The 24,406-nt window shown below is 63.8% G+C and carries 26 protein-coding genes; 14 read left to right on the top strand and 12 right to left on the bottom strand.

Annotated features, from left to right (window positions below; genetic code table 11):
- Positions 1-45 precede the first annotated feature (45 nt).
- The 4 genes from mnmE to hemJ all read right to left on the bottom strand — a co-directional run bounded on the left by mnmE (position 46) and on the right by hemJ (position 3,642).
- Complete coding sequence (gene mnmE, locus ACWAT4_RS01055; protein ID WP_449729614.1) at positions 46-1,377, bottom strand: tRNA uridine-5-carboxymethylaminomethyl(34) synthesis GTPase MnmE; 1,332 nt, start codon at positions 1,375-1,377, stop codon at positions 46-48.
- A 3-nt stretch (positions 1,378-1,380) separates the two neighbouring features.
- Complete coding sequence (locus tag ACWAT4_RS01050) at positions 1,381-1,527, bottom strand: hypothetical protein (protein WP_449729613.1); 147 nt, start codon at positions 1,525-1,527, stop codon at positions 1,381-1,383.
- Positions 1,528-1,691: 164 nt separating this feature from the next.
- Positions 1,692-2,957, bottom strand: a complete 1,266-nt coding sequence (rho, locus tag ACWAT4_RS01045) for a transcription termination factor Rho (protein ID WP_008133567.1) — start codon at positions 2,955-2,957, stop codon at positions 1,692-1,694.
- A 250-nt stretch (positions 2,958-3,207) separates the two neighbouring features.
- On the bottom strand, positions 3,208-3,642 hold the full coding sequence (gene hemJ, locus ACWAT4_RS01040) for a protoporphyrinogen oxidase HemJ (RefSeq protein ID WP_449729612.1): 435 nt from the start codon (positions 3,640-3,642) through the stop codon (positions 3,208-3,210).
- Between the two features lie 459 nt (positions 3,643-4,101).
- Between hemJ and ACWAT4_RS01035 the strand changes: the two genes are divergently transcribed.
- Genes ACWAT4_RS01035 through dnaQ form a run of 4 tightly spaced genes read left to right on the top strand, consistent with a single transcriptional unit; the run spans position 4,102 to position 6,953 of the window.
- Positions 4,102-4,941, top strand: coding sequence for a pyruvate, water dikinase regulatory protein (locus ACWAT4_RS01035; protein ID WP_212301893.1), 840 nt, complete (start codon positions 4,102-4,104; stop codon positions 4,939-4,941).
- 22 nt (positions 4,942-4,963) lie between these two features.
- The gene (locus ACWAT4_RS01030; RefSeq protein ID WP_449729611.1) at positions 4,964-5,572 is read left to right on the top strand and encodes a Maf family nucleotide pyrophosphatase; all 609 of its coding nucleotides are present in this window, start codon (positions 4,964-4,966) and stop codon (positions 5,570-5,572) included.
- Between the two features lie 23 nt (positions 5,573-5,595).
- Positions 5,596-6,195 carry a dephospho-CoA kinase gene (gene coaE, locus ACWAT4_RS01025; protein ID WP_212424430.1) on the top strand — a complete coding sequence of 200 codons (600 nt, stop codon included), beginning with the start codon at positions 5,596-5,598 and terminating at the stop codon, positions 6,193-6,195.
- 41 nt (positions 6,196-6,236) lie between these two features.
- On the top strand, positions 6,237-6,953 hold the full coding sequence (gene dnaQ, locus ACWAT4_RS01020; protein ID WP_212301895.1) for a DNA polymerase III subunit epsilon: 717 nt from the start codon (positions 6,237-6,239) through the stop codon (positions 6,951-6,953).
- A gap of 10 nt (positions 6,954-6,963) precedes the next feature.
- Here dnaQ and secB read toward each other — a convergent pair whose 3' ends face one another.
- A complete protein-coding gene (gene secB / locus ACWAT4_RS01015) occupies positions 6,964-7,449 on the bottom strand; it encodes a protein-export chaperone SecB (RefSeq protein WP_212301896.1) in 486 nt (161 codons plus the stop codon).
- A 409-nt stretch (positions 7,450-7,858) separates the two neighbouring features.
- On the opposite strand from secB, the gene ACWAT4_RS01010 reads away from it, so the two are divergent.
- From ACWAT4_RS01010 to ACWAT4_RS01000, 3 genes are read left to right on the top strand one after another with little or no spacing between them, the layout of a single operon-like run.
- Positions 7,859-8,563, top strand: coding sequence for a Tim44/TimA family putative adaptor protein (locus ACWAT4_RS01010; protein WP_449729610.1), 705 nt, complete (start codon positions 7,859-7,861; stop codon positions 8,561-8,563).
- A complete protein-coding gene (mltA, locus tag ACWAT4_RS01005; RefSeq protein WP_212447431.1) occupies positions 8,541-10,055 on the top strand; it encodes an MltA domain-containing protein in 1,515 nt (504 codons plus the stop codon). The genes ACWAT4_RS01010 and mltA overlap by 23 nt, the downstream gene beginning before the upstream one ends.
- Complete coding sequence (locus ACWAT4_RS01000) at positions 10,052-10,645, top strand: Smr/MutS family protein (protein WP_212301899.1); 594 nt, start codon at positions 10,052-10,054, stop codon at positions 10,643-10,645. Before mltA ends, ACWAT4_RS01000 begins: the two co-directional genes overlap by 4 nt.
- An 84-nt stretch (positions 10,646-10,729) precedes the next feature.
- On the opposite strand, the gene ACWAT4_RS00995 is transcribed toward ACWAT4_RS01000, so the two are convergent.
- From ACWAT4_RS00995 to hslV, 4 genes are all read right to left on the bottom strand, one after another.
- The gene (locus tag ACWAT4_RS00995; protein ID WP_449729609.1) at positions 10,730-11,854 is read right to left on the bottom strand and encodes a hypothetical protein; all 1,125 of its coding nucleotides are present in this window, start codon (positions 11,852-11,854) and stop codon (positions 10,730-10,732) included.
- Between the two features lie 179 nt (positions 11,855-12,033).
- Positions 12,034-13,338 carry an ATP-dependent protease ATPase subunit HslU gene (hslU, locus tag ACWAT4_RS00990; protein ID WP_212424180.1) on the bottom strand — a complete coding sequence of 435 codons (1,305 nt, stop codon included), beginning with the start codon at positions 13,336-13,338 and terminating at the stop codon, positions 12,034-12,036.
- A gap of 53 nt (positions 13,339-13,391) precedes the next feature.
- Positions 13,392-13,997 (bottom strand): DUF2585 domain-containing protein, encoded by a 606-nt coding sequence (locus ACWAT4_RS00985; protein ID WP_449731322.1) that lies wholly within the window; start codon positions 13,995-13,997, stop codon positions 13,392-13,394.
- A gap of 181 nt (positions 13,998-14,178) precedes the next feature.
- Positions 14,179-14,739 carry an ATP-dependent protease subunit HslV gene (gene hslV / locus ACWAT4_RS00980; RefSeq protein WP_212302145.1) on the bottom strand — a complete coding sequence of 187 codons (561 nt, stop codon included), beginning with the start codon at positions 14,737-14,739 and terminating at the stop codon, positions 14,179-14,181.
- Between the two features lie 202 nt (positions 14,740-14,941).
- Between hslV and hisB the strand changes: the two genes are divergently transcribed.
- From hisB to coaA, 7 genes are all read left to right on the top strand, one after another.
- Positions 14,942-15,535 (top strand): imidazoleglycerol-phosphate dehydratase HisB, encoded by a 594-nt coding sequence (gene hisB / locus ACWAT4_RS00975; RefSeq protein ID WP_027561673.1) that lies wholly within the window; start codon positions 14,942-14,944, stop codon positions 15,533-15,535.
- Positions 15,536-15,603: 68 nt separating this feature from the next.
- A complete protein-coding gene (locus ACWAT4_RS00970; protein ID WP_212424181.1) occupies positions 15,604-16,134 on the top strand; it encodes a DUF2628 domain-containing protein in 531 nt (176 codons plus the stop codon).
- Positions 16,131-16,781: an imidazole glycerol phosphate synthase subunit HisH gene (hisH, locus tag ACWAT4_RS00965; RefSeq protein WP_449729608.1), complete on the top strand. Its 651-nt coding sequence runs from the start codon at positions 16,131-16,133 to the stop codon at positions 16,779-16,781. The genes ACWAT4_RS00970 and hisH overlap by 4 nt, the downstream gene beginning before the upstream one ends.
- The gene (gene hisA / locus ACWAT4_RS00960) at positions 16,778-17,521 is read left to right on the top strand and encodes a 1-(5-phosphoribosyl)-5-[(5-phosphoribosylamino)methylideneamino]imidazole-4-carboxamide isomerase (RefSeq protein WP_449729607.1); all 744 of its coding nucleotides are present in this window, start codon (positions 16,778-16,780) and stop codon (positions 17,519-17,521) included. Before hisH ends, hisA begins: the two co-directional genes overlap by 4 nt.
- 3 nt (positions 17,522-17,524) lie before the next feature.
- Positions 17,525-18,298 (top strand): imidazole glycerol phosphate synthase subunit HisF, encoded by a 774-nt coding sequence (hisF, locus tag ACWAT4_RS00955; RefSeq protein WP_212301904.1) that lies wholly within the window; start codon positions 17,525-17,527, stop codon positions 18,296-18,298.
- A 70-nt stretch (positions 18,299-18,368) separates the two neighbouring features.
- Complete coding sequence (locus ACWAT4_RS00950) at positions 18,369-18,695, top strand: phosphoribosyl-ATP diphosphatase (protein ID WP_212301905.1); 327 nt, start codon at positions 18,369-18,371, stop codon at positions 18,693-18,695.
- A gap of 88 nt (positions 18,696-18,783) precedes the next feature.
- On the top strand, positions 18,784-19,740 hold the full coding sequence (coaA, locus tag ACWAT4_RS00945) for a type I pantothenate kinase (protein WP_212301906.1): 957 nt from the start codon (positions 18,784-18,786) through the stop codon (positions 19,738-19,740).
- Positions 19,741-19,880: 140 nt separating this feature from the next.
- Here coaA and ACWAT4_RS00940 read toward each other — a convergent pair whose 3' ends face one another.
- From ACWAT4_RS00940 to ACWAT4_RS00930, 3 genes are all read right to left on the bottom strand, one after another.
- On the bottom strand, positions 19,881-22,106 hold the full coding sequence (locus ACWAT4_RS00940) for a PAS domain-containing hybrid sensor histidine kinase/response regulator (RefSeq protein WP_449729606.1): 2,226 nt from the start codon (positions 22,104-22,106) through the stop codon (positions 19,881-19,883).
- 122 nt (positions 22,107-22,228) lie between these two features.
- A complete protein-coding gene (locus ACWAT4_RS00935) occupies positions 22,229-22,702 on the bottom strand; it encodes a hypothetical protein (RefSeq protein WP_212301908.1) in 474 nt (157 codons plus the stop codon).
- Between the two features lie 97 nt (positions 22,703-22,799).
- Entirely contained in the window at positions 22,800-24,338 is a 1,539-nt protein-coding gene (locus ACWAT4_RS00930; RefSeq protein ID WP_212301909.1) for a YifB family Mg chelatase-like AAA ATPase, read from the bottom strand.
- Positions 24,339-24,406 lie beyond the last annotated feature (68 nt).

Genomic DNA, 24,406 nt, shown 5'->3' with positions numbered 1-24,406 from the left:
CGCAAGCAATGGAACAAGCGCTAGTTCTACATTGAAGAACTAGCGCTACTTTCCGATGCAGAACTTCTGGAAAATGGCTCCAAGGACGTCCTCGACGTCGACCCGTCCGAGCAGCCGGCCCAAGGCATAGGCCGCAGCACGCAGCTCCTCGGCGGCGAGCTCTTCCCCCTCTTCTACTAGGTCGAGACTCCGGCGCAAGCTGTCTGACGCCCGGCTCAACAATTCTCGCTGCCGGGCCCGAGTCACCAATGCGCCCTCGGTGGTTCCAAAAAAATCAGCGGCGAATTTCACGAGAGCCTCGACCAGTTCGGGAATGCCGTCGCCTCGCCTCGCCGAGATCCCGAACTCGCCACCTCGACCGAAAACGACGCCACCAAGGTCGATCTTATTATGAACGATCCAAACCGAGCCGCCCGGCCGGGCCGACTGTGTCGCGTCCGGATCAGCGGCTCGTTCTCCGTCCACCAGCCACAGCACGAGGTCGGCGTCCTCGGCACGCGCCCTCGCGCGGCGCACGCCTTCCTGCTCGACCGGATCGTCCGTCTCGCGGATGCCGGCGGTATCGATCACAGTAACGGGATAGCCATCGAGATCGAGCTGCACCTCGATCACGTCGCGGGTGGTGCCGGCATGCGGCGAGACGATCGCGACCTCGCGGCGTGCGAGCTGGTTCATCAATGTCGACTTTCCGACGTTCGGCTCGCCGGCGATCGCAACCACCAAGCCCTCGCGCAGGCGTTCGGAATGTCCCTGTGCTGCAAGCACTTTTGCAATTTCATCATGCAGCGCCTTGATTGCTTTCACCGCCGGCGCCCTCAATGCCGTGGGCACATCGCCTTCATCGGAAAAATCGATGCCGGCTTCGATCAGCGCTGACGCCTCGATGATGCGCTCGCGCCAGTCGCGCGCGCGATTGCCGAGCAGGCCTTGCAACTGGCGCAGTGCCTGGCGGCGCTGGCGGTCGGTGTCGGCGTGGATGAGATCGTCGAGGCCTTCCGCCTCGGTCAGATCGAGCTTGCCGTTCTCGAACGCGCGACGCGTGAACTCGCCGGGCTCGGCTGCACGTAAATTCGGAATTATGGAAATAGCCGCGAAGAGCGCGGCCAGCACCGCGCGTCCGCCATGAACGTGAAATTCGGCGACATCCTCGCCGGTCGCGCTTGCCGGTCCCGGGAACCAGAGCACCACCGCATCGTCGATCGGCTGGCCCGCGCCATCATGAAGCATGCGGCGGCTGGCCTGCCGTGGCGCCGGAAGCTCGCCCGCCAGCGTCGTCACCACCAGGCCGGCTTGCGGACCCGAAACGCGCACCAGCGCGATCGCGCTCGGCGGTCGGCCGGACGACAACGCAAAAATGGTCTGCTCTCGCGGGTGCATGGCCTATTTGTCCGGCTGGCCGGGAAAAGGCAAACGGAACGTTCTGGTCCACCCGGCCTCCTTTTTGCTGCGACCAGCCCGCAGCAACCGCAATACCGCACCGCAATATGAATGCACCATTTTTGCTGCAAGATCGATATCGCCCGACATGGTCAGCCCACCGCGATTCAAGCATTAGATCGAAATATCAAGGGGATAAGAAGGAGCCGGTGCAGCGACGGAGAAGCCCACCATGCTGCACTTTGCCCGCAGCAAAGCTGCACAAAAGAAAAGGGCGCCCGAAGGCGCCCTCGAAACCTTTGCTGCACCCAGGCTCAGGTGTTCATGGAGTCGAAAAACTCCGAATTGCTCTTGGTCGAGCGCAGCTTGTCGAGCAGGAAGTCGATCGCATCCATCGTGCCCATCGGATTGAGGATGCGGCGGAGGACGTACATCTTCTTGAGCACCTGCGGATCGGTGATGAGCTCCTCCTTGCGGGTGCCGGAGCGCGAGATGTCGATCGCCGGGAAGGTGCGCTTGTCCGAGACCTTGCGGTCCAGGATCAGTTCCGAGTTACCGGTGCCCTTGAACTCTTCGAAGATGACCTCGTCCATGCGGCTGCCGGTATCGACCAGCGCGGTCGCGATGATGGTCAGCGAGCCGCCCTCCTCGATGTTACGAGCGGCACCGAAGAAGCGCTTCGGGCGCTGCAGCGCGTTGGCGTCGACACCGCCGGTCAGCACCTTGCCGGATGACGGCACAACGGTGTTGTAGGCGCGGCCGAGGCGGGTGATCGAATCGAGCAGGATCACGACGTCGCGGCCATGCTCGACCAGGCGCTTGGCCTTCTCGATCACCATTTCGGCGACCTGGACGTGGCGCACCGCCGGCTCGTCGAAGGTCGACGACACGACCTCTCCCTTCACCGAACGTTGCATGTCCGTGACTTCTTCCGGACGCTCGTCGATCAGCAGCACGATCAGATAGCATTCGGGATGGTTGTGCGTGATCGAGTGCGCGATGTTCTGCATCAGTACGGTTTTACCCGTGCGCGGCGGCGCGACGATCAGCGCGCGCTGGCCCTTGCCGATGGGTGCGACGATGTCGATGACGCGTGCGGACAGGTCTTTCCGCGTCGGATCATCGATTTCCATGCGGAAACGCTGATTCGGAAACAGCGGCGTCAGGTTGTCGAAATTGACCTTGTGCTTGGCCTTTTCCGGATCCTCGAAATTGAGCGTGTTGACCTTCAGCAGCGCAAAATAGCGTTCGCCCTCTTTCGGGCTGCGAATATGGCCTTCGATGGTGTCGCCGGTGCGCAAACCGAAACGGCGGATCTGCGAAGGCGAAACGTAGATGTCGTCGGGGCCCGGCAGATAATTCGCATCGGGCGAACGGAGAAAGCCGAAGCCGTCGGAGAGCACCTCGACGACGCCTTGGCCAACGATGTCAGTCTCGGCCAGCGCCAGCTGCTTGAGGATGGCGAACAGCAGCTCCTGCTTGCGCATGGTGCTGGCATTCTCGACCCCATTCTCCTCCGCAAACGAGACGAGCTCGGCCGGCGTTTTGGACTTGAGGTCTTCGAGTTTAATTTCCCGCATTGGGGTGGTCCTGTGAGGTAACCTTTAGGGAGGGGGTGCGAGGAGGCTCTGAAATGCGGACGTGAGAAGGTAAGGTCCGCAGGTCTGGCAAGGTTAAGTGCCCGGGGGGCTTCAAACCTGATGCGGTGTCCGGCCTCTGAAAAGCTCAGACACAACCACATCCGCCTGCGTTGGGTGGGATATCGACAATATAGAAAATAGCTTCCCGCTCCGCAAGCCGAAGCGCTGAGCGATCGTTCACGATTCCTGCCTAGAACGGCTTCACGATCACCATGATGACGATGATGATCATCAGGACGGTCGGTACCTCATTGATAATCCGAAAGAATCTCTGATTATAGGGACGCCGGTCGGCGGCGAAGTCCTTCATCCAGCGGGAAAAAAAGCCGTGGACCGCAGACATTGCAAGCACCATTGCCAATTTGACATGCAGCCAGCCGAACGTGAACCAATGACCGGACCAGGCAAGATAGAGCCCGGCGACCCAGGTGATGATCATGGCCGGATTGATGATCGCCTTCAGCAGGCGGCGTTCCATCACCTTGAAGGTTTCGGACTGTTTCGAGCCGATCTCGGCCTCGCAATGATAAACGAACAGCCGCGGCAGATAGAGCATACCGGCCATCCAGGCGATGACCGCGATCACGTGCAGAGCCTTGATCCAGAGATAGACGTCTTCAAACATGTCCGGCGTCCGCCTTTGTGCCCAGCCGCTTGGCGATCTGGGGATAGTAAGAACTCGTTAAGGTCTCGCCTGCACACATATCCGTCCGTAGCGCCTTCCTCAAATCTAGAATCTTAGATTCTTAAGGTTTGAGTCTGAGTGACCGTGGATTGGACTCACACAACGCCATTCGCGCGTTCGCGTGCGCTTGTTCACATCCATCAACATGTCCCTGCCGGTTCCCGTCTGGCCGGATAAATGGTCCGGGCTCAAAGGCTTGCGCATTTCTATCCGCAGCCTATCAAGGGGGTTGTCGGCGCAATCCCGCTTCTCTCTCGACAGGCCGCCGGACTTGTTCTGACGGACAGTGGTGTGAAGAAATTTGGCACTTGTCCCGCCCCCGGTGTCGCGCAACCCTTTCCGAGGGGTTAAGCTCCACAGAAATCCACAAACCACACCGACTTCATACAAAGAGTTTTTGTGCCGACCTCGAGCAATTATTTCCATCTGCACCTCGTGTCCGACTCCACCGGTGAGACCCTGATCACGGTCGCACGCGCCGTCGCTGCGCAATACGCCAACGTCACGCCGGTCGAGCATGTCTATCCGCTGGTGCGCAGCCAGAAGCAGCTCGATCGCGTGCTCGACGAGATCGAGGAAGCGCCGGGTATCGTGCTGTTCACGCTGCTGGAGAAAGACCTGGTTTCCAGGCTCGAGGACAAGTGCAAGGCGATCAATGTTCCGAGCCTCTCGATCATCGGCCCGGTCATGCAATTGTTCGAAGCCTATCTTGGCGCGGCGACCACCGGTCGCGTCGGTGCGCAGCACGTGCTCAATGCGGAATATTTCAAGCGCATCGACGCACTGAACTACACGATGATCCATGATGACGGCCAGCATGTCGAAGGGCTCGAGGAGGCCGACGTCGTCTTGGTCGGGGTGTCCCGCACCTCGAAGACGCCGACGTCGATCTATCTCGCCAACCGCGGCATTCGCACCGCCAACGTGCCGCTGGTTCCGGGCATCCCAGTGCCGGCACAGCTGGAGACGCTCACTAAGCCGCTGGTGGTGAGCCTTCATGCGACGCCGGAACGCCTGATCCAGATCCGTCAGAACCGCCTGCTCTCGATGGGCGCCGAATCCGGCAGTGACACCTATACCGACAAGCAATCGGTCACCGAGGAGGTGGCGTTTGCGCGCAAGCTGAGCGCCAAGCACGACTGGCCGCTGCTGGACGTCACGCGACGCTCGATCGAGGAAACCGCGGCGGCGATCATGAAGCTCTACAGCGATCGCCAGCGCAACCGGCCTTCTGAATAGTTTTTGGGAATATTTTTTTGCGATGGGTCTTTGGCGTGGCACATCTCCCTTGATCCTGGCGTCGCAAAGCAGCGCGCGAAAAATGCTGCTGGCGAACGCCGGGCTCGAATTCCAGGCTATGACTGCCGACATCGACGAGCGCGGCATTCAGTCAGCGTCGAAACTTTCGAATCCGCGCGAGATCGGTCTCCTGCTGGCGCGTGAGAAAGCAAAAGCAGTCTCAGCCAAACGTCCCGGAAGCTATGTGATCGGCGCTGACCAGACGCTGGCGCTCGGTGATCGCCTGTTCAACAAGCCTGCTGGCCGTGCAGCGGCACTGGCCCAATTGCGCGATCTTGCGGGCAATACGCACGAGCTGAATTCCGCGGTCGCCGTAGCGCATGACGGCAAGATTGTTTTCGAGGATGTCTCGGTTGCGCGCATGACGATGCGCGACATGACCGAGGCAGAGCTGTCAGCCTATCTGGACGCCGCCGGCAACGCCGTCATCACAAGCGTCGGAGCCTATCAGCTCGAAGGCCTTGGCATTCATCTGTTCGAGCGCACCGAGGGCGACCATTTCACCATTCTCGGCCTGCCCATGCTGCCGCTGCTTGCGTTCCTGCGGCGCGAGCGGCTAGTTGCGGTGTGACTGACAGGGATGGTCTTGCGCTGATGCGGATTCTCGGATTGACCGGCTCGATCGGAATGGGCAAATCCACCACCGCAAAGTTGTTCGCGGAGGCTGGCGTGCCCGTCTACGACGCGGATGCCGCCGTCCATCAGCTCTATGAAGGCGAGGCCGCGCCCGCGATCGAGGCCGCCTTCCCCGGCACCACCGCGAACGGCAAGGTCGATCGTCCCAAACTGTCCGCGCGCGTCGTGCACGATCCCGCCGCGATCAAGCAACTCGAGCAGATCGTCCATCCCATGCTCGGCGCCTCCCGTCAGAAATTCTTTGCCGATGCGGAAGCAGCCAGGGCGCCGGTCGTGGTTCTGGATATCCCGCTGCTGTTCGAAACCGGAGGCGAGAAGCGCGTGGATGCCGTGGTCGTGGTCTCGACCTCGCCGGAATTGCAGCGCGAGCGCGTGCTCGCGCGGGGAACCATGGATGAGGCCAGGCTCGACGCCATCATCGCCAAGCAGATGCCCGACGCCGAAAAGCGCAAGCGGGCCGATTTCGTGGTGGATACATCCCACGGACTGGAGCCGGTGCGCGCGCAAATCACGCACATCCTGGCCGAGGTCGTTAAGATGCCGCAGCGGCGGGCCTGATTCGCCGCCTTGCAAGGCTTCGTTCACGGCGTCTCAAGATCATGCGTGAAATCGTTCTCGATACCGAAACCACCGGCCTCGATCCGCTTCGCGGCGATCGCCTGGTCGAAATCGGCTGTGTCGAGATCTTCAATCGCATGCCGACGGGACAGACGTACCACGTCTACATCAATCCCGAGCGGGACATGCCGGCGGAAGCCTTTGCCGTGCACGGACTGTCGGCCGAGTTTCTCTCGACGAAACCGCTGTTCCACGAGGTCGTCGACGCGTTTCTGGAATTCATCGGCGATGCGCCGCTCGTAATCCACAACGCCTCGTTCGACATCAGCTTCATCAATGCCGAGCTCGACCGGATCAAGCGCCCGGCGATCCCGCGCGAGCGGCTGGTCGATACGCTGCTGCTGGCGCGGCGCAAGCATCCCGGCGTGTCGAACCGGCTTGACGATCTCTGCTCGCGCTACTCGATCGACAATTCACACCGTACCAAGCACGGCGCGCTGCTCGATTCCGAGCTGCTCGCGGAGGTCTATGTCGATCTGGTGGGGGCGCGGCAATCGCAGCTCCTGCTGGCTTCGGAAGCCCAGGAGATTCGCGTCAATGCGGCTGGCGATGCGCCGCGGCGGCAGCGGCAGGTGCCGCTCGCGCCGCGGGTATCGGACGCCGAGCGCGAGGCGCATCGGGCCTTCATCGCCACGATGGGCGAAAAGGCGATCTGGAACGAGTACCTCGCCGCTCCAGTCGCCCCTCCAGCTGGTTAGAGCCTGCTTATTAGGCCTGACCGACCTGACCACCGGCGGCCATCTGCCGCTCCATGTTCTGGCGATAGAGGCCGACGAAGTCGACCGGGTCGAGCATCAGCGGCGGGAACCCACCGTCGCGCACGGCGGTCGCGATGATTTCGCGCGCGAACGGGAACAGCAGCCGCGGGCATTCGATCATGACCAGCGGGTGCAGGTTCTCCTTCGGCACATTCGCGATCCGGAACACGCCGGCATAGGCGAGCTCGAACGAGAACATCACCTTACCGGCGGTCTCGGCCTTGCCGTCGACCGACAGCGTCACCTCGAACTCGGTTTCGCTGAGATTGTTGGCGCTGACATTGATCTGGATGTTGATCTGGGGCGGCTGGGTCTGCGGCTGCAGCGAGGTCGGCGCGTTCGGGTTTTCGAACGAGAGGTCCTTGGTATACTGCGCCAGCACGTTGAGCTGGGGAGCCTGGGCCGCGTCGGGAGGGTTGCCGTTACCGTTGGTCATCAAAGTGTCTCCTTACCCGATTTGGGCTGAATTTCGCGGCGGTTGGCTAACATAGGGCTGCCTCGTTCCACAAGGACGAACGGCTTCGCGGCGCCGATCCCGGCCGCAACCAGACTTGCAGCCCTTGACCCGCCCCGGACGCCAAATCGCACGTTAAACGCTTGAAGATGCGCGATTTCCGCCCACGATCGGGTTTCCCCTTAAGCATAAAACGCGCTACACTTGCCGCTGTGCCAAAAGGCGCCATTGGCCGGGCCAGATTTCGTGCCTACATCCGGCGGACGTGACGCGCGGGCCTAAATGGTGATGTAGTCTTGCCGTTCGGGTATGGAACGGTCTACTGGCCGGATTGATTTTCCCGGCAACGACCCCAAAGCAGACCTGAGTAAAGACCAGAAAGCGATACGACGTGGACATCTACACCATCATCTTCCTTGCGCTGGCGGTCTTTATTTTCCTGCGGCTGCGCAGCGTGTTGGGACAACGGACCGGCAATGAGCGGCCGCCGTTCGACCGCACGGCGCGCAATGCGCTCGGGAGTGCCCCGGACAAGAACGTCGTGACCATGCCGGGCAAGGTGATCGACCAGCCGCCGCTGGCCCCGACCGCCGACCCGGCCCCGCCCTCCGACCGCTGGAAGGGCCTGACCGAGCCGGGCACCGCGCTGGCCCAGGGTCTCGATGCCATCGTCGACAAGGATTCCGCCTTCGATCCGCGCCATTTCATCTCGGGCGCCCGCGGTGCCTATGAGATGATCGTGCTGGCCTTTGCCAATGGCGATCGCCGCGCATTGCGCGACCTCTTGTCGTCCGAGGTCTATGAGAGCTTCGACGCCGCGATCAAGGACCGCGAGAAGAACGAGCAGAAGACCGAGACGCGCTTCGTCTCGATCGACAAGGCCGAGCTCGTGGGCGCCGAGCTGCGCGACCGTACGGCCCAGCTCACCGTGCGCTTCGTCTCGCAGATGATCTCGGTCACCCGTGACAAGGCCGGCAACATCGTCGACGGCAACGCCGACAAGGTCGCCGACATTACCGACATCTGGACCTTCGCCCGCGACACCACCTCTCGCGATCCGAACTGGAAGCTGGTTGGCACCGGAAGCGCGAATTAAGATCCTTCTGAAGAACAGCGCGACCGCGCTTTGCGCAGGTCTCGTCGTGCTGGCTTCTTTTTCGCTTGGCGCCGAGGCTGCGCGGCGCCACTACCGCAGCCATTATCATCACCTGCCCGACGTGGCTGCGGTTCCTCCGCGGGCCTTGCCCTATCCGCAGCTCCCTCTTCCGTTCGAAATTCCCGCTGCGCAATATCTGCCGCTGGTCTGGGCTGACGTGAAGGGCTGGAGCGACGACGACCATCTTGCGGCGTACAAGACCTTTCGCGCAAGCTGCCGTTCGATCAATGCGCAGACCGGCGCGCCCGAGCCCAAGGCACTTGAACTCAAGGCTCTGGGCAGCTCGCTGAGCGAACCCTGCAGGGCCGCCAAATCGCTCGATCTGACCGATGACGCGAAAGCCAAAACGTTCTTCGAGGATAATTTCTCGCCGTTGCGCATCTCGCGCCTCGGCGAGCCCGATGGCTTCGTCACCGGCTATTACGAGCCGGTGCTGGAGGGATCGCGGACGCAGACCGAGGTCTACAACGTCCCGGTCTATCGCCGCCCCTCGAACCTGTTCGTGCGCGGCTACAATCAGGCCTCGGTCAGCTTGCCGAACAAGGGATCGGTCTATCGCAAGATCGGCCGCCGCAAGCTCGTGCCCTATTACGACCGCGGCGAGATCGAGGACGGCAAGATCGCCGGCCGCGGGCTCGAGATCGCCTGGCTGAAGGACCCGACGGATCTTCTGTTCGCCCAGATCCAGGGCTCGGCGCGGATCAAGTTCGACGACGGCGGCACCATCCGCCTCAACTACGATTCCTATAACGGCTATCCCTACACCGCCGTCGGGCGCGTGCTGATCGAGCGCGGCATCATTCCGAAGGAAGAGATGTCGATGCAGAAGATCAGGGAATGGATGGCCCAAAACCCCGACGGTGCCAAGGAGCTGCGGCGCCAGAACCGGTCCTACATCTTCTTCCGCGAGGTCAATCTCTCCGACAAGGACGAGGCGGTCGGGGCGCAGGGCATTCCGCTGACAGCCGGCCGCTCGATCGCGGTAGATAAATCGCTGCATGTCTATGGCACGCCGTTCTTCATCGAGGGTGAGTTGCCGATCGAGTCCGACCGCGCCAAAACCCCGTTCCATCGCCTGATGATCGCGCAGGATACCGGCTCGGCCATCATCGGCCCCGCGCGCGCCGATCTCTATTTCGGTGCCGGTGCTGACGCCGGCCGCGTCTCGGGCCGGCTCCGTCACCCCATGCATTTTGTGATGCTGGTGCCGAAGAGCCTTGATCCGGCGTTGCGCGCGGCGCGATTGCCGGTGCCGGATCCACGCCCGTCGGAAAAGATCGCAAAGCTGTTTCCGCAGAGCGATCCCGCCAAGGACCCGAAGGGCGAGACCGTCGCCATCGCAGGCCCGGTGCCGTTGCCGGCGCCGCGTCCTGTGATAGAGCCTGTCCGCGAACCGCGCAGGCACATGAAAAGTCGTTCCCACCAGCAATGAAGCGATCGTCCCGTCCGCCCGTGCTGGATCCTCCGCGTCCCTCGCCGCGCCGTCGTGTGCTCACCGACGAAGACCGCGAGCTGTGGGAGCTCGTCGCAAGGCAGGTCAAGCCGCTGCGAAAGCATCGTACGGCCAAGCTGCACAGCGGGCCCCGCGCCGAGCCCGCGCCAGCAATGCCCATTGCCAAGCCCGCGCTGTCGCCGCGGCCCTTGACTGCTGCGCCAGCCCTACGTCCCGCAAAGCCGGCGATCCCGCCGCTGGCCCCGCTCGGCAAGCGCGAGCGCACAAAACTGTCGCGCGGCCGCAGCGAGATCGAGGCGCGGCTCGATCTGCACGGCATGACCCAGATGCGCGCCCATCGCGCTCTCACCGGTTTCCTGCACCGCGCGCATCACGACGGCCTGACCTTCGTGCTCGTCATCACCGGCAAGGGACGGAGCGGCGGTGAAAGCGGCGTGCTCCGGCGCCAAGTGCCGGAATGGCTGAGCCTGCCGGAGTTTCGCGCCTTCGTCGTCGGGTTCGAGGAGGCCGCCATCGGCCACGGCGGCGAGGGCGCGCTTTACGTGCGGATCAGGCGGGCGCGGTTTTAGCGGACCGAGCTAGCTCCGGGCTCCTCTTGATTCTCCCGCTTGCGGGAGAGGGAGCGCACCAGCCGTTTCGCGACATCGTGAAATCTAAAACGGCCGGACGATCCCGACGCGCGGGATCAGGGTGATGATCAAGCCGAAGACATTCGTCTTCTGATCCCCCTCCGGGATCAGCGCTGCCTCCTGTCTTGCCGGCAACATCTTCACGGCATGCAGGATCAGGACCATGCAGACGGCCCAGTTCGAGATCCAGCGCGAATAGTCGAACACCATCGCGAACATCACGAGATAGGCGAGGCTGATTCCGACCAGGGCCGCGATGACGAGCCTGCGGTGGGTCTCGCTTGCGAGCGCGCCGATCAGCTTCGCAAAATAGCGCCACAGCGGCGTGTGCAGCCAGATCAGCAGGGCAAACACGGGCAAGCCGAGGCTGTTGTGCGGCAGCCAGGCCCAGGTGTCCGCAATCTCCTTCGCCAGCGGCTGGTACCAGATGTAGCTGAACTGCAGGAGATCGGTGCGCGAGGGATCGGCCATCCGGGTCTTCAGATACGCGACGAAATCGGCTTCCGGGATCGGCATCGTTCCGAGGAATTGCGCGGCGAAGAACAGCGCGGAGATAGCGGCGAGGGCGATGATGCCGACGACGAGATTGCCGCGATTGAGGCCGTGAGCGAAATAATGCCGGGTCACGACGATGGTGATGATCGTCGGCACATACATCAGCAGATGGATGTGGTGGATCAGGACGAGAATGATCGAGAACAGTGCGGCCGTCGCCACGAACAGCAACGAGCCCGCCGGCATCAGCAGCAGGATGATCGCCAACGCGCAGCCATAGATGTCGAAATGGCCGAGCGTGTGCATGAAGTTTTTCAGGAAGAACGGCGAGCCCGCGATGAAGACGAACAGCGGCAGCGTCTTTTGCGTGAAGCCGAACGTCTTCTGAAACAGTCTTGCGTAGAGCCCGAGCGTTATCAGCCACGTCGTCCCGCCGAGTGCGAACACCAGCCAGACCGGCACCCTGGCCGTGAACAGCGCCACGATCGCCCCGATCAGCGCGCGCTTGATGAAGCCGAAATGATAGTCAACGAGGAGGTGGACGTAGGGGACGTAGGGCGGCAGCTTGATCTTGTGAATGAACACGCCGACGATGACCGCCACGTTGATCGCGAGCAGCAGCCGCCAGGGGTTTTTCTGGACGCTAGCGAGCATGTGGCACCAGCGGCGCGCCACACTCCGCCATCGTCCCGGCGAAGGCCGGGACCCATAACCACGAATGTTCGTTTTGAGGCAACGCTGGGGCCGCTATATTTTCTACAATGACCGTCAGGGAGTATGGGTCCCGGCCTTCGCCGGGACGACGCCGGAATCAATAGCGCGGCAGCCCGAAATTACAAAATAAACCGGCTCAAATCCGCGTTCTTGGCGAGGTCGCCGACGTGTTTCTGGACGAAATCGGCATCGACCCGGACGGTCTCGCCGTTGCGGTCGGGGGCGGTGAAGGAGATCTCGTCCAGCACCCGCTCCATCACGGTCTGCAGCCGCCTTGCGCCGATGTTCTCGACGGTGGAATTGACGGCAACCGCGACGTCGGCCAGCGCGTCGACGGCGTCGTCGGTGATGTCGAGCGTGACGCCCTCGGTCTGCATCAGCGCGACGTATTGCTTGATCAGCGAGGCCTCGGGCTCGGTCAGGATGCGGCGCATGTCGTCGCGGGTCAGCGCCTGCAGCTCGACGCGGATCGGCAGGCGGCCCTGCAATTCCGGCAACAGGTCGGACGGCTTGGCGACGTGGAAGGCGCCGGAGGCAATGAACAGGATGTGGTCGGTCTTCACCGCACCATGCTTGGTCGAGACCGTGGTGCCCTCGATCAGCGGCAGCAGATCGCGCTGCACGCCCTCGCGCGAGACGTCGCCGCCGACACGGCCGTCACGAGCGCAGATCTTGTCGATCTCGTCGAGGAACACGATGCCGTTGTTCTCGACCGCGCTGATCGCCTCCAGCGTCAGCTGATCGGTGTCCAGCAGCTTGTCGGACTCCTCGTTGACGAGGATCTCGTGCGAGCCCTCGACCGTCAGCCGCCGCGTCTTGCTGCGGCCGCCCATCTTGCCAAAGATATCGCCGATCGAGATCGCGCCCATCTGCGCGCCCGGCATGCCCGGGATTTCGAACATCGGCATGCCGCCGCCGGACGACTGGGTCTCGATCTCGATTTCCTTGTCGTTGAGCTCGCCGGCGCGCAGCTTCTTGCGGAACGACTCGCGCGTCGCCGAGCTGGCATTGGCGCCGACCAGCGCATCGAGCACGCGCTCTTCCGCTGCGAGCTGGGCCCGCGCCTGCACGTCCTTGCGCTTCTTCTCGCGCACCTGGGCGATCGCGACCTCGACGAGATCGCGCACGATCTGCTCGACGTCGCGGCCGACATAGCCGACCTCGGTGAACTTCGTCGCCTCGACCTTCAGGAACGGCGCGTTCGCCAGTTTCGCCAATCGTCGTGCAATCTCGGTTTTGCCGACGCCGGTCGGCCCGATCATCAGGATGTTCTTCGGCAGCACTTCCTCGCGCAAGGAGCCGGTGAGCTGCTGCCGGCGCCAGCGGTTGCGCAGCGCGATCGAGACGGCGCGCTTGGCGTCGGCCTGGCCGACGATGAAACGGTCGAGTTCGGAAACGATTTCACGGGGAGAGAAGTCTGTCATGGGACCTTAGCTAGGATTGGAAGCCGGCTGGGACAAGCCGCTTTTTTGGGTCGTCAAATGATCGGCGGACCGGATTGCCATTGCTTCACGGCCTCGATTGGATGGATGAGCATCAGGACGTTGAGCGTCAGATTGTCGCGAATGTGCAGCGCCAGCATGATCTCGAAGGCAAGGCCAAGCGTGACGGTCGCTGCGACAGGCAGCACGCGCGCGGTGAGGAACCCCAGCACCATGAACAGCGTGTCCGACACCGAGTTGACGATGCTGTCGCCGAAATAATCCAGCGAGATCGTGCCGGCGCGGTAACGCTCGATGATGAACGGCGAGTTCTCGACGATCTCCCACGCGCCCTCGATCAGCATCGCGATGATCAGCTGTGCGGGCCAGGTTAAGCGCCGCGAGAACAACAGCCACGTCAGCCCGTAGAACAGGAAGCCGTGCAGCACATGCGAAAAACTGTACCAGTCGGCGATGTGCTGGGAGTTCTCCGAGCTGTTCACCACGCCGTGCCAGAGCTTGACGTAGCCGCAGGTGCAGATCGGCACCCGCCCCATCGCAAACAGGATCGAGGCCTGCAGCGCCAGCAACAGCAGCGCGATGCCGACCCAATAGGTAGCGGGGGTCGCCGTCCTGGCGCTCTTGGCGGGCGGGAGCGTCATGCCCAAGCGGCAGTGTGCTCCCTCTCCCGCTTGCGGGAGAGGGTTGGGGAGAGGGTGTCTCCATTCGCGAGAACCCCCAAGAGGCGAGAGCCCTCACCCGACGCTGCGCGTCGACCTCTCCCGCAGGCGGGAGAGGTTAGACCGAGACCGGGGCTACACTGTTCATCCACAGTTGGATCCTCTATCCGGCCGTCAGCGCTTCGATGGTGACGTTGCGGTTGGTGTAGACGCAGATGTCGGCGGCAATGTCGAGCGAGCGGCGGACGATGGTCTCGGCGTCCTTGTCGGTGTCGATCAGGGCGCGGGCCGCGGCCAGCGCGTAATTGCCGCCGGAGCCGATCGCCATCACGCCAGCCTCGGGCTCGAGCACGTCGCCGGTGCCAGTCAGCACCAGCGAGACGTCCTTGTCGGCCACGATCATCATGGCCTCCAGCCGGCGGAGGTAACGGTCGGTGCGCCAGTCCTTGGCGAGCTCCACGGCCGCCCGGGTCAGCTGCCCCGGATACTGCTCGAGCTTGGATTCCAACCGCTCAAACAGCGTGAAGGCGTCGGCCGTGGCGCCGGCAAAGCCGCCGATCACGTCGCCCTTGCCGAGTTTCCGGACCTTTTTGGCGTTGGATTTGATCACGGTCTGGCCGATCGAGACCTGGCCGTCGCCGCCGATCACCACCCTGCCACCCTTGCGGACCGTCAAAATCGTGGTGCCGTGCCAGACCGGCGAGCTGTTCTGGGAATCTTGCATCATAACCCTCGTTGTCCGGCCTGATTTAGGCGGTCGGGGCCAAAGGGACAACTGGCGCACAACGGACCGTTCCGGCCTCAAATTCGCTCACCATAGGCAGAAGTAGAGGCCGGCCAGCCGTTCCCGCAGTAGCGAAGGCGTCATTTGACTGTTAAAAGACCGCCGTTTTCGGCCCTCAAGCCAGGATGGAAACCAGCTTTCAATGCGCACCGCGACGATCAAGCGCAAGACCAAGGAAACCGACATCGAGGTCTCCGTGAACCTCGATGGCACCGGCGTGGCCAATATTGCGACCGGCATCGGCTTTTTCGACCATATGCTCGATCTCCTCGCCCGCCATTCCCGCATCGACCTCACGGTCAAGGCGGTGGGCGATCTGCACATTGACTATCACCATACCACCGAAGACACCGGCATCGCGCTCGGCCAGGCGGTCAAGCAGGCGCTCGGCAACATGGCGGGCATTACCCGCTACGCCGGCGTGCACATGCCCATGGACGAGACGCTGTCGCGCGTGGTCATCGACATTTCGGGCCGCCCGTTCCTGGTGTTCAAGGCCGACTTCCCCCGCGACAAGATCGGTGAGTTCGACACAGAGCTGGTGCGTGAGTGGTTCCAGGCGTTCGCCATCAACGCCGGCGTGACTCTGCACGTCGAGACCTTATATGGCGATAACAGCCACCATATCGCCGAGTCCTGCTTCAAGGGCTTGGCGCGGGCGCTGCGCACCGCCGTTGCGATCGATCCCAAGGCGGCGGGCGAGATCCCGTCCACCAAGGGCTCGCTCGGCGGCTGACATCCCGTCTTGGTGGCCAGGCGTTGCCTGCGGCTATCTACTCAATTCTCGAGCACGGGGCATCGAAAATGCCTGTCTACACAGTTCATGCTCCTACCCCAGGCGGGGCCGATCTGCGCGCGACCGACAAGTTCGTGTTCGTGCGCGACGGCTTCCATTTCTGGGCGATGATCTTCGGCCCGGTCTGGCTGCTCTGGAACAGGCTTTGGCTCGCCCTGATCGGCTGGATCGTCTTTCTCGCCGCGTTCGATGCGGGGCTGCATAGCCTCGGCGTCGGCCGCAGATCGATCTTCTTCGCCAACGTCATCGTCGCCCTGCTGATGGGGTTCGAGGCCTCGAGCCTGCGCCGCTGGACGCTGTCGCGCGGCAAGTGGCGGCAGCTCGACGTCGTCGTCGCCGATGATGAGGATACCGCCGAGCGGCGCTTCTTCGAGCGCTGGAGCCAGAAGCAACGCGGCATCGTCAACGATCAATGGGCCGTCGATCGCGGCGGCCCGCCGCCGACCCGCAACGTGCCGGGTCAGCAATTTTCGAATCCGCCGCCGATTCCGGCCGGCGGCATCATTGGATTATTTCCAGAACCGGGAGGGTCAAGATGAGCGTCGCCATCATCGATTACGGTTCCGGGAATCTGCATTCCGCCGCCAAGGCGTTTGAGCGTGCCGCGCGCAGCCTGGAGAATCCGCAGAATGTGTTCGTCACCAGCGATCCGGACCAGGCCTACAGCGCCGACCGTCTGGTGTTGCCGGGCGTCGGCGCCTTCGCCGATTGCCGGCGCGGTCTCGATGCCGTCAACGGCATGGTCGAAGCGATCACCGAAGCCGTGCGCGTCAAGGCGCGGCCGTTCTTCGGCATTTGCGTCGGCATGCAGCTGATGGCGAGCCGCGGCAAGGAACACGTGGTCACCGAAGGGCTGAACTGGATCGGCGGCGACGTCGAGAAGATCACGCCGCGCGACGAGAGCCTGAAGATTCCGCACATGGGCTGGAATACGCTCGACGTGCTGAAGGAGCATCCGGTGCTGAACAAGCTGTCGCTCGGCCCCAAGGGCCAGCACGCTTATTTCGTGCACTCCTATCACCTCAACGCCGCCCATGAAGCGGACGTGCTCGCGCGCGCCGACTATGGTGGTCCCGTCACCGCGATCGTCGCGAAAGACACCGCCATCGGCACGCAGTTTCACCCCGAGAAGAGCCAGCGTTTTGGTCTGGCCCTGATCTCGAACTTTTTGCGATGGAAACCGTGATTCTCTTTCCTGCCATCGACCTCAAGAACGGCCAGTGCGTGCGCCTCGAGCAAGGCGACATGGCGCGCGCGACCGTGTTCAACCTCAATCCAGCCGCGCAGGCGCAGAGCTTCGCCGAGCAGGGCTTTGAGTATCTCCACGTCGTCGATCTCGACGGCGCCTTCGCCGGCAAGCCGGTGAATGCGCAGGCCGTCGAGGCGATGCTGAAGACGATCAAGATCCCGGTGCAGCTCGGCGGCGGCATTCGCGATCTCGCGACCGTCGAAGCCTGGCTCGAGAAGGGCATCACCCGCGTCATCATCGGCACGGCCGCGGTGCGCGATCCGGAGCTGGTGAAGGCCGCGGCGAAGAAATTTTCCGGCCGTGTTGCGGTCGGCCTCGACGCCCGTGACGGCAAGGTCGCCGTCGAAGGCTGGGCCGAGACGTCGCAAGTCACGGTGCTTGAGATCGCAAAGCGGTTCGAGGATGCCGGCGTCGCCGCCATCATCTTCACCGACATCGCGCGCGACGGCCTGCTGAAAGGCCTGAACCTGGACGCGACCGTCGCGCTTGCCGACGCCATCTCGATTCCCGTGATCGCCTCCGGCGGTCTTGCCTCGATCGAGGACGTGAAGGCGATGCTGACGCCGCGGGCGAAAAAGCTCGCCGGTGCGATCGCCGGCCGCGCACTCTACGACGGCCGGCTCGATCCGGCCGCCGCCCTCACCTTGATCCGCGATGCACGCGCGCCTGGGAGCTGACACATGTTCAAGGTGCGCGTGATCCCCTGCCTCGACGTCAAGGACGGCCGCGTCGTCAAGGGCGTCAACTTCGTCGACTTGCGCGATGCCGGCGATCCCGTCGAAGCCGCGATCGCCTATGATGCCGCCGGCGCCGACGAGCTGACCTTCCTCGACATCACCGCGACCCATGAGAACCGCGGCATCATGCTGGACGTGGTCCGGCGCACGGCGGAAGCCTGCTTCATGCCGGTGACCGTCGGCGGCGGGGTGCGCGAGGTCAACGACATCAAGACGCTGCTGCGCGCCGGCGCCGACAAGGTCTCGATCAACAGCGCCGCGGTGTCGCGGCGCGAGTTCGTCAAGGAAGCTGCCGAGAAGTTCGGCGAGCAGTGCGTCGTCGTCGCGATCGACGCCAAGCGGGTCAAGCGCCCGGGCGGCGATCGCTGGGAGATTTTCACCCATGGCGGCCGCAACTCGACCGGCATCGACGCCATCGAATATGCCCAGGAAGTGGTCTCGCTCGGGGCGGGTGAAATCCTGCTCACCTCGATGGACCGCGACGGCACGCGGCAGGGCTTTGACATCCCGCTGACCCGGGCGATCGCCGACAGCGTCCCCGTTCCCGTGATTGCCTCGGGCGGCGTCGGCAATCTCGACCACCTCGTCGACGGGATCCGGGATGGGCGTGCCACCGCCGTGCTGGCGGCTTCGATCTTCCATTTCGGGGAGTTCACCATCCGCGAAGCCAAGGAGCACATGGCCCGGCGCGGACTGCCCATGCGCCTGGATGCCTGACGACTCCCGTTCTGAATAATGCTAGAAAGAGGCCTGCGGGCTTCTAGGCTTATGTTTCTGAGTATTCCGTATGCCGCGTTTCACCATCCACGATCTCGCCGAGACCATCGATGCCCGCGCGGCCTCCGGGGGAGAGGCCTCCTATACCCGCAAGCTTCTCGACAAGGGCGCCGAACATTGCGCCAAGAAGTTCGGTGAGGAAGCAGTCGAAACCGTAATCGCAGCAGTCGAAAACGATCGCGCGCATCTGATCGCCGAGGGTGCCGACCTGCTCTATCACTTCCTTGTGCTGCTCAAGGCGCGCGGCGTAAAACTAGAAGAAGTGGAAGCGGCGCTGGACAAGCGCACGAATATGTCTGGGTTGGAAGAGAAAGCGTCTCGCAAGAGCGGCAGCTAGAGGGTTTGTTTGAGCATGATCTGTTCGGAAAACCGCGTCACACGTTTCCGGATCATGCTGTCGTCCTCTTAACGGAGTAAGTCGCGTCATGGATATCCGCGCACCCGAGCAGCAATATAATCCATACCGCGTCTATTCGCGCGAAGAGTGGGCGCGACTGCGTGACGATACACCGATGACGCTGGAGCCCGGCGAGTTCGACCGGCTGCGCTCGCTGCACGACCGGCTCGATCTCAAGGAGGTAGAGGACATCTATCTGCCGCTGTCGCGCCTGCTCTCGATCTATGTCGATGCGATGCAGCGCCTGTATTACGCGGAACGCCAGTTCCTCAACATCCGTGACCGCAAGATGCCTTACATCATCGGCGTCGCCGGCTCGGTTGCGGTTGGAAAGTCCACCACGGCCCGCGTGCTCCAGGCGCTGCTGGCGCGCTGGTCGCCGCGGCCGAAGGTCGAGCTGATCACCACCGACGGATTTCTTTACCCGAAGGCCCTGCTCGAGCAGCAAGGCATCTTGCAGAAGAAGGGCTTTCCGGAGAGCTACGACCTGCCGCTGCTGCTGAACTTCCTGTCCGACATCAAGTCGGGCCGCCGCCATGTGCGCTCGCCGGTCTATTCGCATCTGACCTACGACATCGTGCCGAACGAATGGGCCGAGATCGACCAGCCCGACATCCTGATCGTCGAGGGCGTCAATGTGCTGCAGACCGGCAAGCTGCCGCGTGACGGCAAGGCGGTGCCCGTGGTCTCCGACTTCTTCGACTTCTCGGTCTATATCGACGCCGACGAGGCGGCGCTGCGGCGCTGGTACATCAAGCGCTTCCTGGCGCTGCGCGATACCGCGTTCACCAATCCAAAATCCTACTTCAACCGCTATGCGCTGTTGTCGGACGATGAGGCCACCGCCACGGCCACCGCGATCTGGGAGCGCACCAACCTCGCCAATCTCGAGGATAACATCTTGCCGACGCGGCCCCGCGCGACGCTGATCCTGAAGAAGGGCGCGGACCATGCGGTGGAGAGCGTAGCGCTCAGAAGGTTGTAGGCATCAGTCTCGGAGGGTGGAGCACGGTTGCACCCACATCGTCATTGCGAGCGCAGCGAAGCAATCCAGAGTCTTTCCGCGGAGGCAGTCTGGATTGCTTCGTCGCAAGAGCTCCCCGCAATGACGGCGGAGAGACCTTCTTACACCGCGATCTGCCTTGACGCCGCAAGCCCCGCCAGCGCTTCGTCCAGCTTCTCGCGATCGAGCGGCTTGACCAGAAATCCGTTCATGCCGGCTTCGAAGCAGGCGTAGCGATCTTCCACCAGCGTGTTCGCGGTGAGCGCCAGGATCGGCGTGTGGTGACGGCCGGTGGCGGCCTCGTGGGCGCGGATGCGTTGTGTGGCTTCGATGCCGTCGAGCTGCGGCATCTGGATGTCCATCAAAACCAGGTCATAGGGCGTGCCCGCGGAGTTGGCCGCGAGCCAGGATTCCAGCGCAGCCTCGCCATGGACCGCGAGGACGACGCGATGGCCAAGCTTGGTCAGCAGCGATCGCATCAGCAGCGCATTGATCTCGTTGTCTTCGGCGACGAGGATCGAGAGGCCCCCAGGGGACGTTTTGACCGCAGCCGGCTCGACAGGCTCCGGCGCGAGATCGGGCGAGGGGACGTCCGGCGTCAGCGCCAGGCGCGCGGCGAGCGAGGCTGCGCGCAGCGGCTTCACCAGGAAGCCGGTGAAGGCTGGTGAGAGCTTGTCGTGACGCGAACTCGGCGTCAGCAGCACGAGCCGCTGCGTCGCGTGGGCGCGGGCGACTTCGCCCAGACGATCGGTGATTGACGCACCGAGTGCGCGGTCGATCAGCACCGCATGCCAGGAGCGCTCCGGCAGCAGCGCCTCGGCCACGGCCGCATCCGCGGCCAGGCAGGTCTGGGCACCCCAGCGTTCCAGCCGTCGCGCGATCAGGGACGCTTCGATGCCGCCGGCCGCCAGCAAAATCGACTTGCCGGCGAGGTCCGGACTCGGGAACGTCGTTTGTCCGGCGTGACCTTGCGAGAGTGCGAGCGGAATTGCGACCTCGAAGGTCGAGCCTTTGCCGGGTTCGCTCTCCAGCGTGATGCGCCCGCCCATGCGCTTGACGATGCGTTCGCTGATGGCAAGGCCAAGCCCGGTGCCGCCATAGGTGCGGGCGACGCGGTCGTCGGCCTGCTCGAATTCGCGGAAGATGCGCGATTGCGCCTCGGGCGCGATCCCGATGCCGGTGTCGCGCACCAGAAAGCTGATCTCGTTCGGCCAGATGCCGGGCTCGACGATCAGGACCACGCCGCCGGTCGCGGTGAATTTGATGGCGTTGCCGGCGAGATTGAGCAGCACCTGGCGCAGCCGCGCGGCATCACCTGTGACCTCGAGCGGCAATCGCTCGTCGACATAGGCCGCAATCTCGAGCTTCTTGGCCTGCGCGCGCGGCGCCAGCAGCTCGGTAATTTCCTCGATCAGGGTCGAGAGTGCAAAGGGACGCTGGTCGAGATCGAGCTTGCCGGCTTCGATCTTGGAATAGTCGAGCAGTTCCTCGATCAACGCCATCAGCGCTTCGCCGGAGGTCTTCACGGCCCGGGCGTAGGTCGTCTGTTCCGGCGTCAGGATGGTGTCGAGCAAGAGCCCACCCATGCCGATGATGCCGTTCAGGGGCGTGCGGATCTCGTGCGAGGCCATCGCGAGGAAACGGGATTTGGCGCGGTTGGCGGCGTCGGCCTGGTCGCGGGCGTCCGATAACGCGCGTTCAGTCTCGGTGCGGTCGGTGACGTCGCGTCCGACGCTCTGCAGTTCGGCGGGCTGGCCGGCATCGTGTCGCACAAACCCCTCGCGCCAGGCGATCCAGCGCGCGCCGAGTGGAGTGGAGATCCGCTGGTCGTGGATGCGCGTGCCGTTGCTCTCGCGCGCGCTGTCGCCCTGCTCCAGCACGTCGAAGTCGAACCGCGTGCCGACCAGCGCTCTGCGCGCCTGTCCGGCCAGCGCGCAATAGGCGTCATTGACGAAGGTGATGCGGCCCTGATGGTCGCGCAGCACGATCAGGTCGCCCTGTGATTCGAACAGGTTGCGGGCCCGCTCTTCGGCCTCCTTCAGCTCCCAATTGCGGTCGATCAGCGCATCATTGTGGGCAGCGAGCTTGCGCATCCGCTTGTTGACGAACCGCAGCCGCATGCTGAGCGTGGCAAGGCCAAGACAGGCCAGCGCGAACAGGAAGCTCGCGCCGATCGCAAACGCGTTGGGATCGTAGCCTGAATTCGGCGCGCGGCTGCCGGTGACGAAGCCATAGGCGCCGCCGAACGTCGCCGAGAAGATCATGAAGGAGCGGATCGCGAAGGCAATTCGGGGGTGCTGTCGCCTGAAGCGGCGCATGCGCACCTTGATCCGGAACGTCCGACCCATCGCCACCGACCCCGACTCTTGAACAGAAACCCGCCGCCTTGTGCGACGATGTCTCCCCCACCTTGCGAACAGCTTGAGACCTTGCGGCGGCCTCCAAACAGGGTTGACGGGGTGTTAACGCGTCAGAGCGAGGCAGCCTGGAGGGGGAGCGGGCGACGACCGCCATGGGCGCCAACGATCAGCGCCGCGGCCTCGCGCTGCGAGAACGTTTTCGAGCGCACAAAGATGCGGTAATCGGCCGGGCCATCGGTGGAGAGATAGATGACGGGGCCACCGTCGACCGGCTGCGCGGCAATCGTGACGAGACGTGTCGCCGGATTCGCTTGGCAGGACTCGGTTTCGGAGCCGAGACCATCGTCCACCACCGCGAAGTCCGCGGCATCCGCATCGTCGGTGATCTGAACCCGCACCGTGGCCCGCGACGGATCGTCGGTGAAGGCGACATGGACGCCGGCCGTCCAGAACAGGGATGTCAGCTCGACCGAGGTATCGCCGAGGGCGATGCAGGGATGCGAGACCGATCCGATCTCGCCGCGGGCGAACACCGCAGCCGCCAACAGGGGAACCACCGAGGCCAGGATCTTGAAACGCAACATGACACGCTACTCGCCGGGCCCTTACTGGAACTTGTGGGCCTTATGGTTTGCAGAGCGTAAAGGAAACTCGTTACCGCCGGGTTGATGCGCTGGATGATCAAGCCAGCTGGCGTACATCCTCCGCGAGTGCGCGGTAGGACAGTGCTTCGGCGAGATGCAGCCGGCCGATCTTCTCGGTGCCGTCGAGGTCGGCGAGCGTGCGCGCCACCCGCAGCACGCGATGATAGCCGCGCGCCGACAGCCGCATGGTCTCGGCGGCGTCGCGCAGCAGCTTTTGTCCCTGCGCGTCCGGCTTGGCGATGTCTTCCAGCACGGATGCCGGCGCCTCGGCATTGGTGCGGACCCGCGGCAGGCCTGCATTGGCGTAGCGCGCGAGCTGGATGTCGCGCGCCGCTGCGACGCGCGCGGCGACTTCGGCCGAGCCTTCCGTCGGCGGCGGCAGGATCAGGTCCGCCGCGGTCACGGCTGGGACTTCGATGCGCAGATCAATGCGATCCATCAACGGACCGGAGATGCGTGCCTGGTAGTCGCCGGTGCAGCGGTCGACGCGGCCGCGCTTGCAGGCATAGCCGGGCTCGAACGCATTGCCGCAGCGACAGGGATTCATCGCCGCGACCAGCATGAAGCGCGCCGGATAAGTCACGCGGTGGTTGGCGCGGGAGACCGAGACCTCGCCGTTCTCCAAGGGTTGGCGCAGCGAATCCAGCACGCGCGGATCGAATTCCGGCAGCTCGTCGAGGAACAGCACGCCCTGATGCGCCAGCGAAATCTCGCCGGGCTTTGCCCGCATGCCGCCGCCGGTGAGCGCGGCCATGCTGGCGGAATGATGCGGTGAGCGGAACGGCCGCCGCGAGGTCAGCGCGCCACCCTCGATCTCGCCGGCAACGGAGGCGATCATCGAGACTTCGAGCAATTCGCTCGGCGACAGCGGCGGCAGGATCGAGGGCAGGCGTGCCGCCAGCATCGATTTGCCGGCCCCCGGCGCGCCGATCATCAGGAGGTGATGGCCGCCGGCGGCCGCGATCTCCAGCGCGCGCTTGGCGCTCTCCTGGCCCTTGATGTCGCGCAGATCGAGCGGCGACGCGGCTGCCTCGTGGACTTTCGGCACGGGCCGCGACAGCACTTGCGTGCCTTTGAAATGATTGGCGATCTGAATCAGCGAATGCGCGGCGACGATCTGGATGTCCGGGCTCGCCCAGGCCGCTTCCGAGCCGCAGGCGGCGGGGCAGATCAAGCCTTCCTCGCGCACATTGGCACCGAACGCGGCGGGAAGAACGCCGGCGACGGGTGCGATCGAGCCGTCGAGGCCGAGTTCGCCGAGCACGGTGAAGCCGGTCAGCGCATCCGGCGGGATCGCGCCGATCGCCGCCATCAGCCCGAGCGCAATCGGCAGGTCGTAATGGCTGCCTTCCTTCGGCAGGTCGGCGGGCGCGAGATTGACGGTGATCCGCCGCGCCGGCAGCGCCAGTCCCGAAGCGATCAGTGCCGAGCGGACCCGCTCGCGCGCCTCCGACACCGCCTTGTCGGGAAGCCCGACGATGGCGAACGCCGGCAGGCCGGGCGCAACCTGCACCTGCACGTCGACCGCGCGGGCCTCGATCCCCTCAAAGGCGACTGTCGAAACCCGCTGAACCATGCCTGCCCCCTCGCACAATCGAGGGTAGCAGACGGAGATAGTCCTGACAAGAACAATACGGGAACGAC

Source organism: Bradyrhizobium sp. T-1 (genome assembly GCF_053592855.1).
This window is presented reverse-complemented; position numbering and strand designations above follow the sequence as displayed.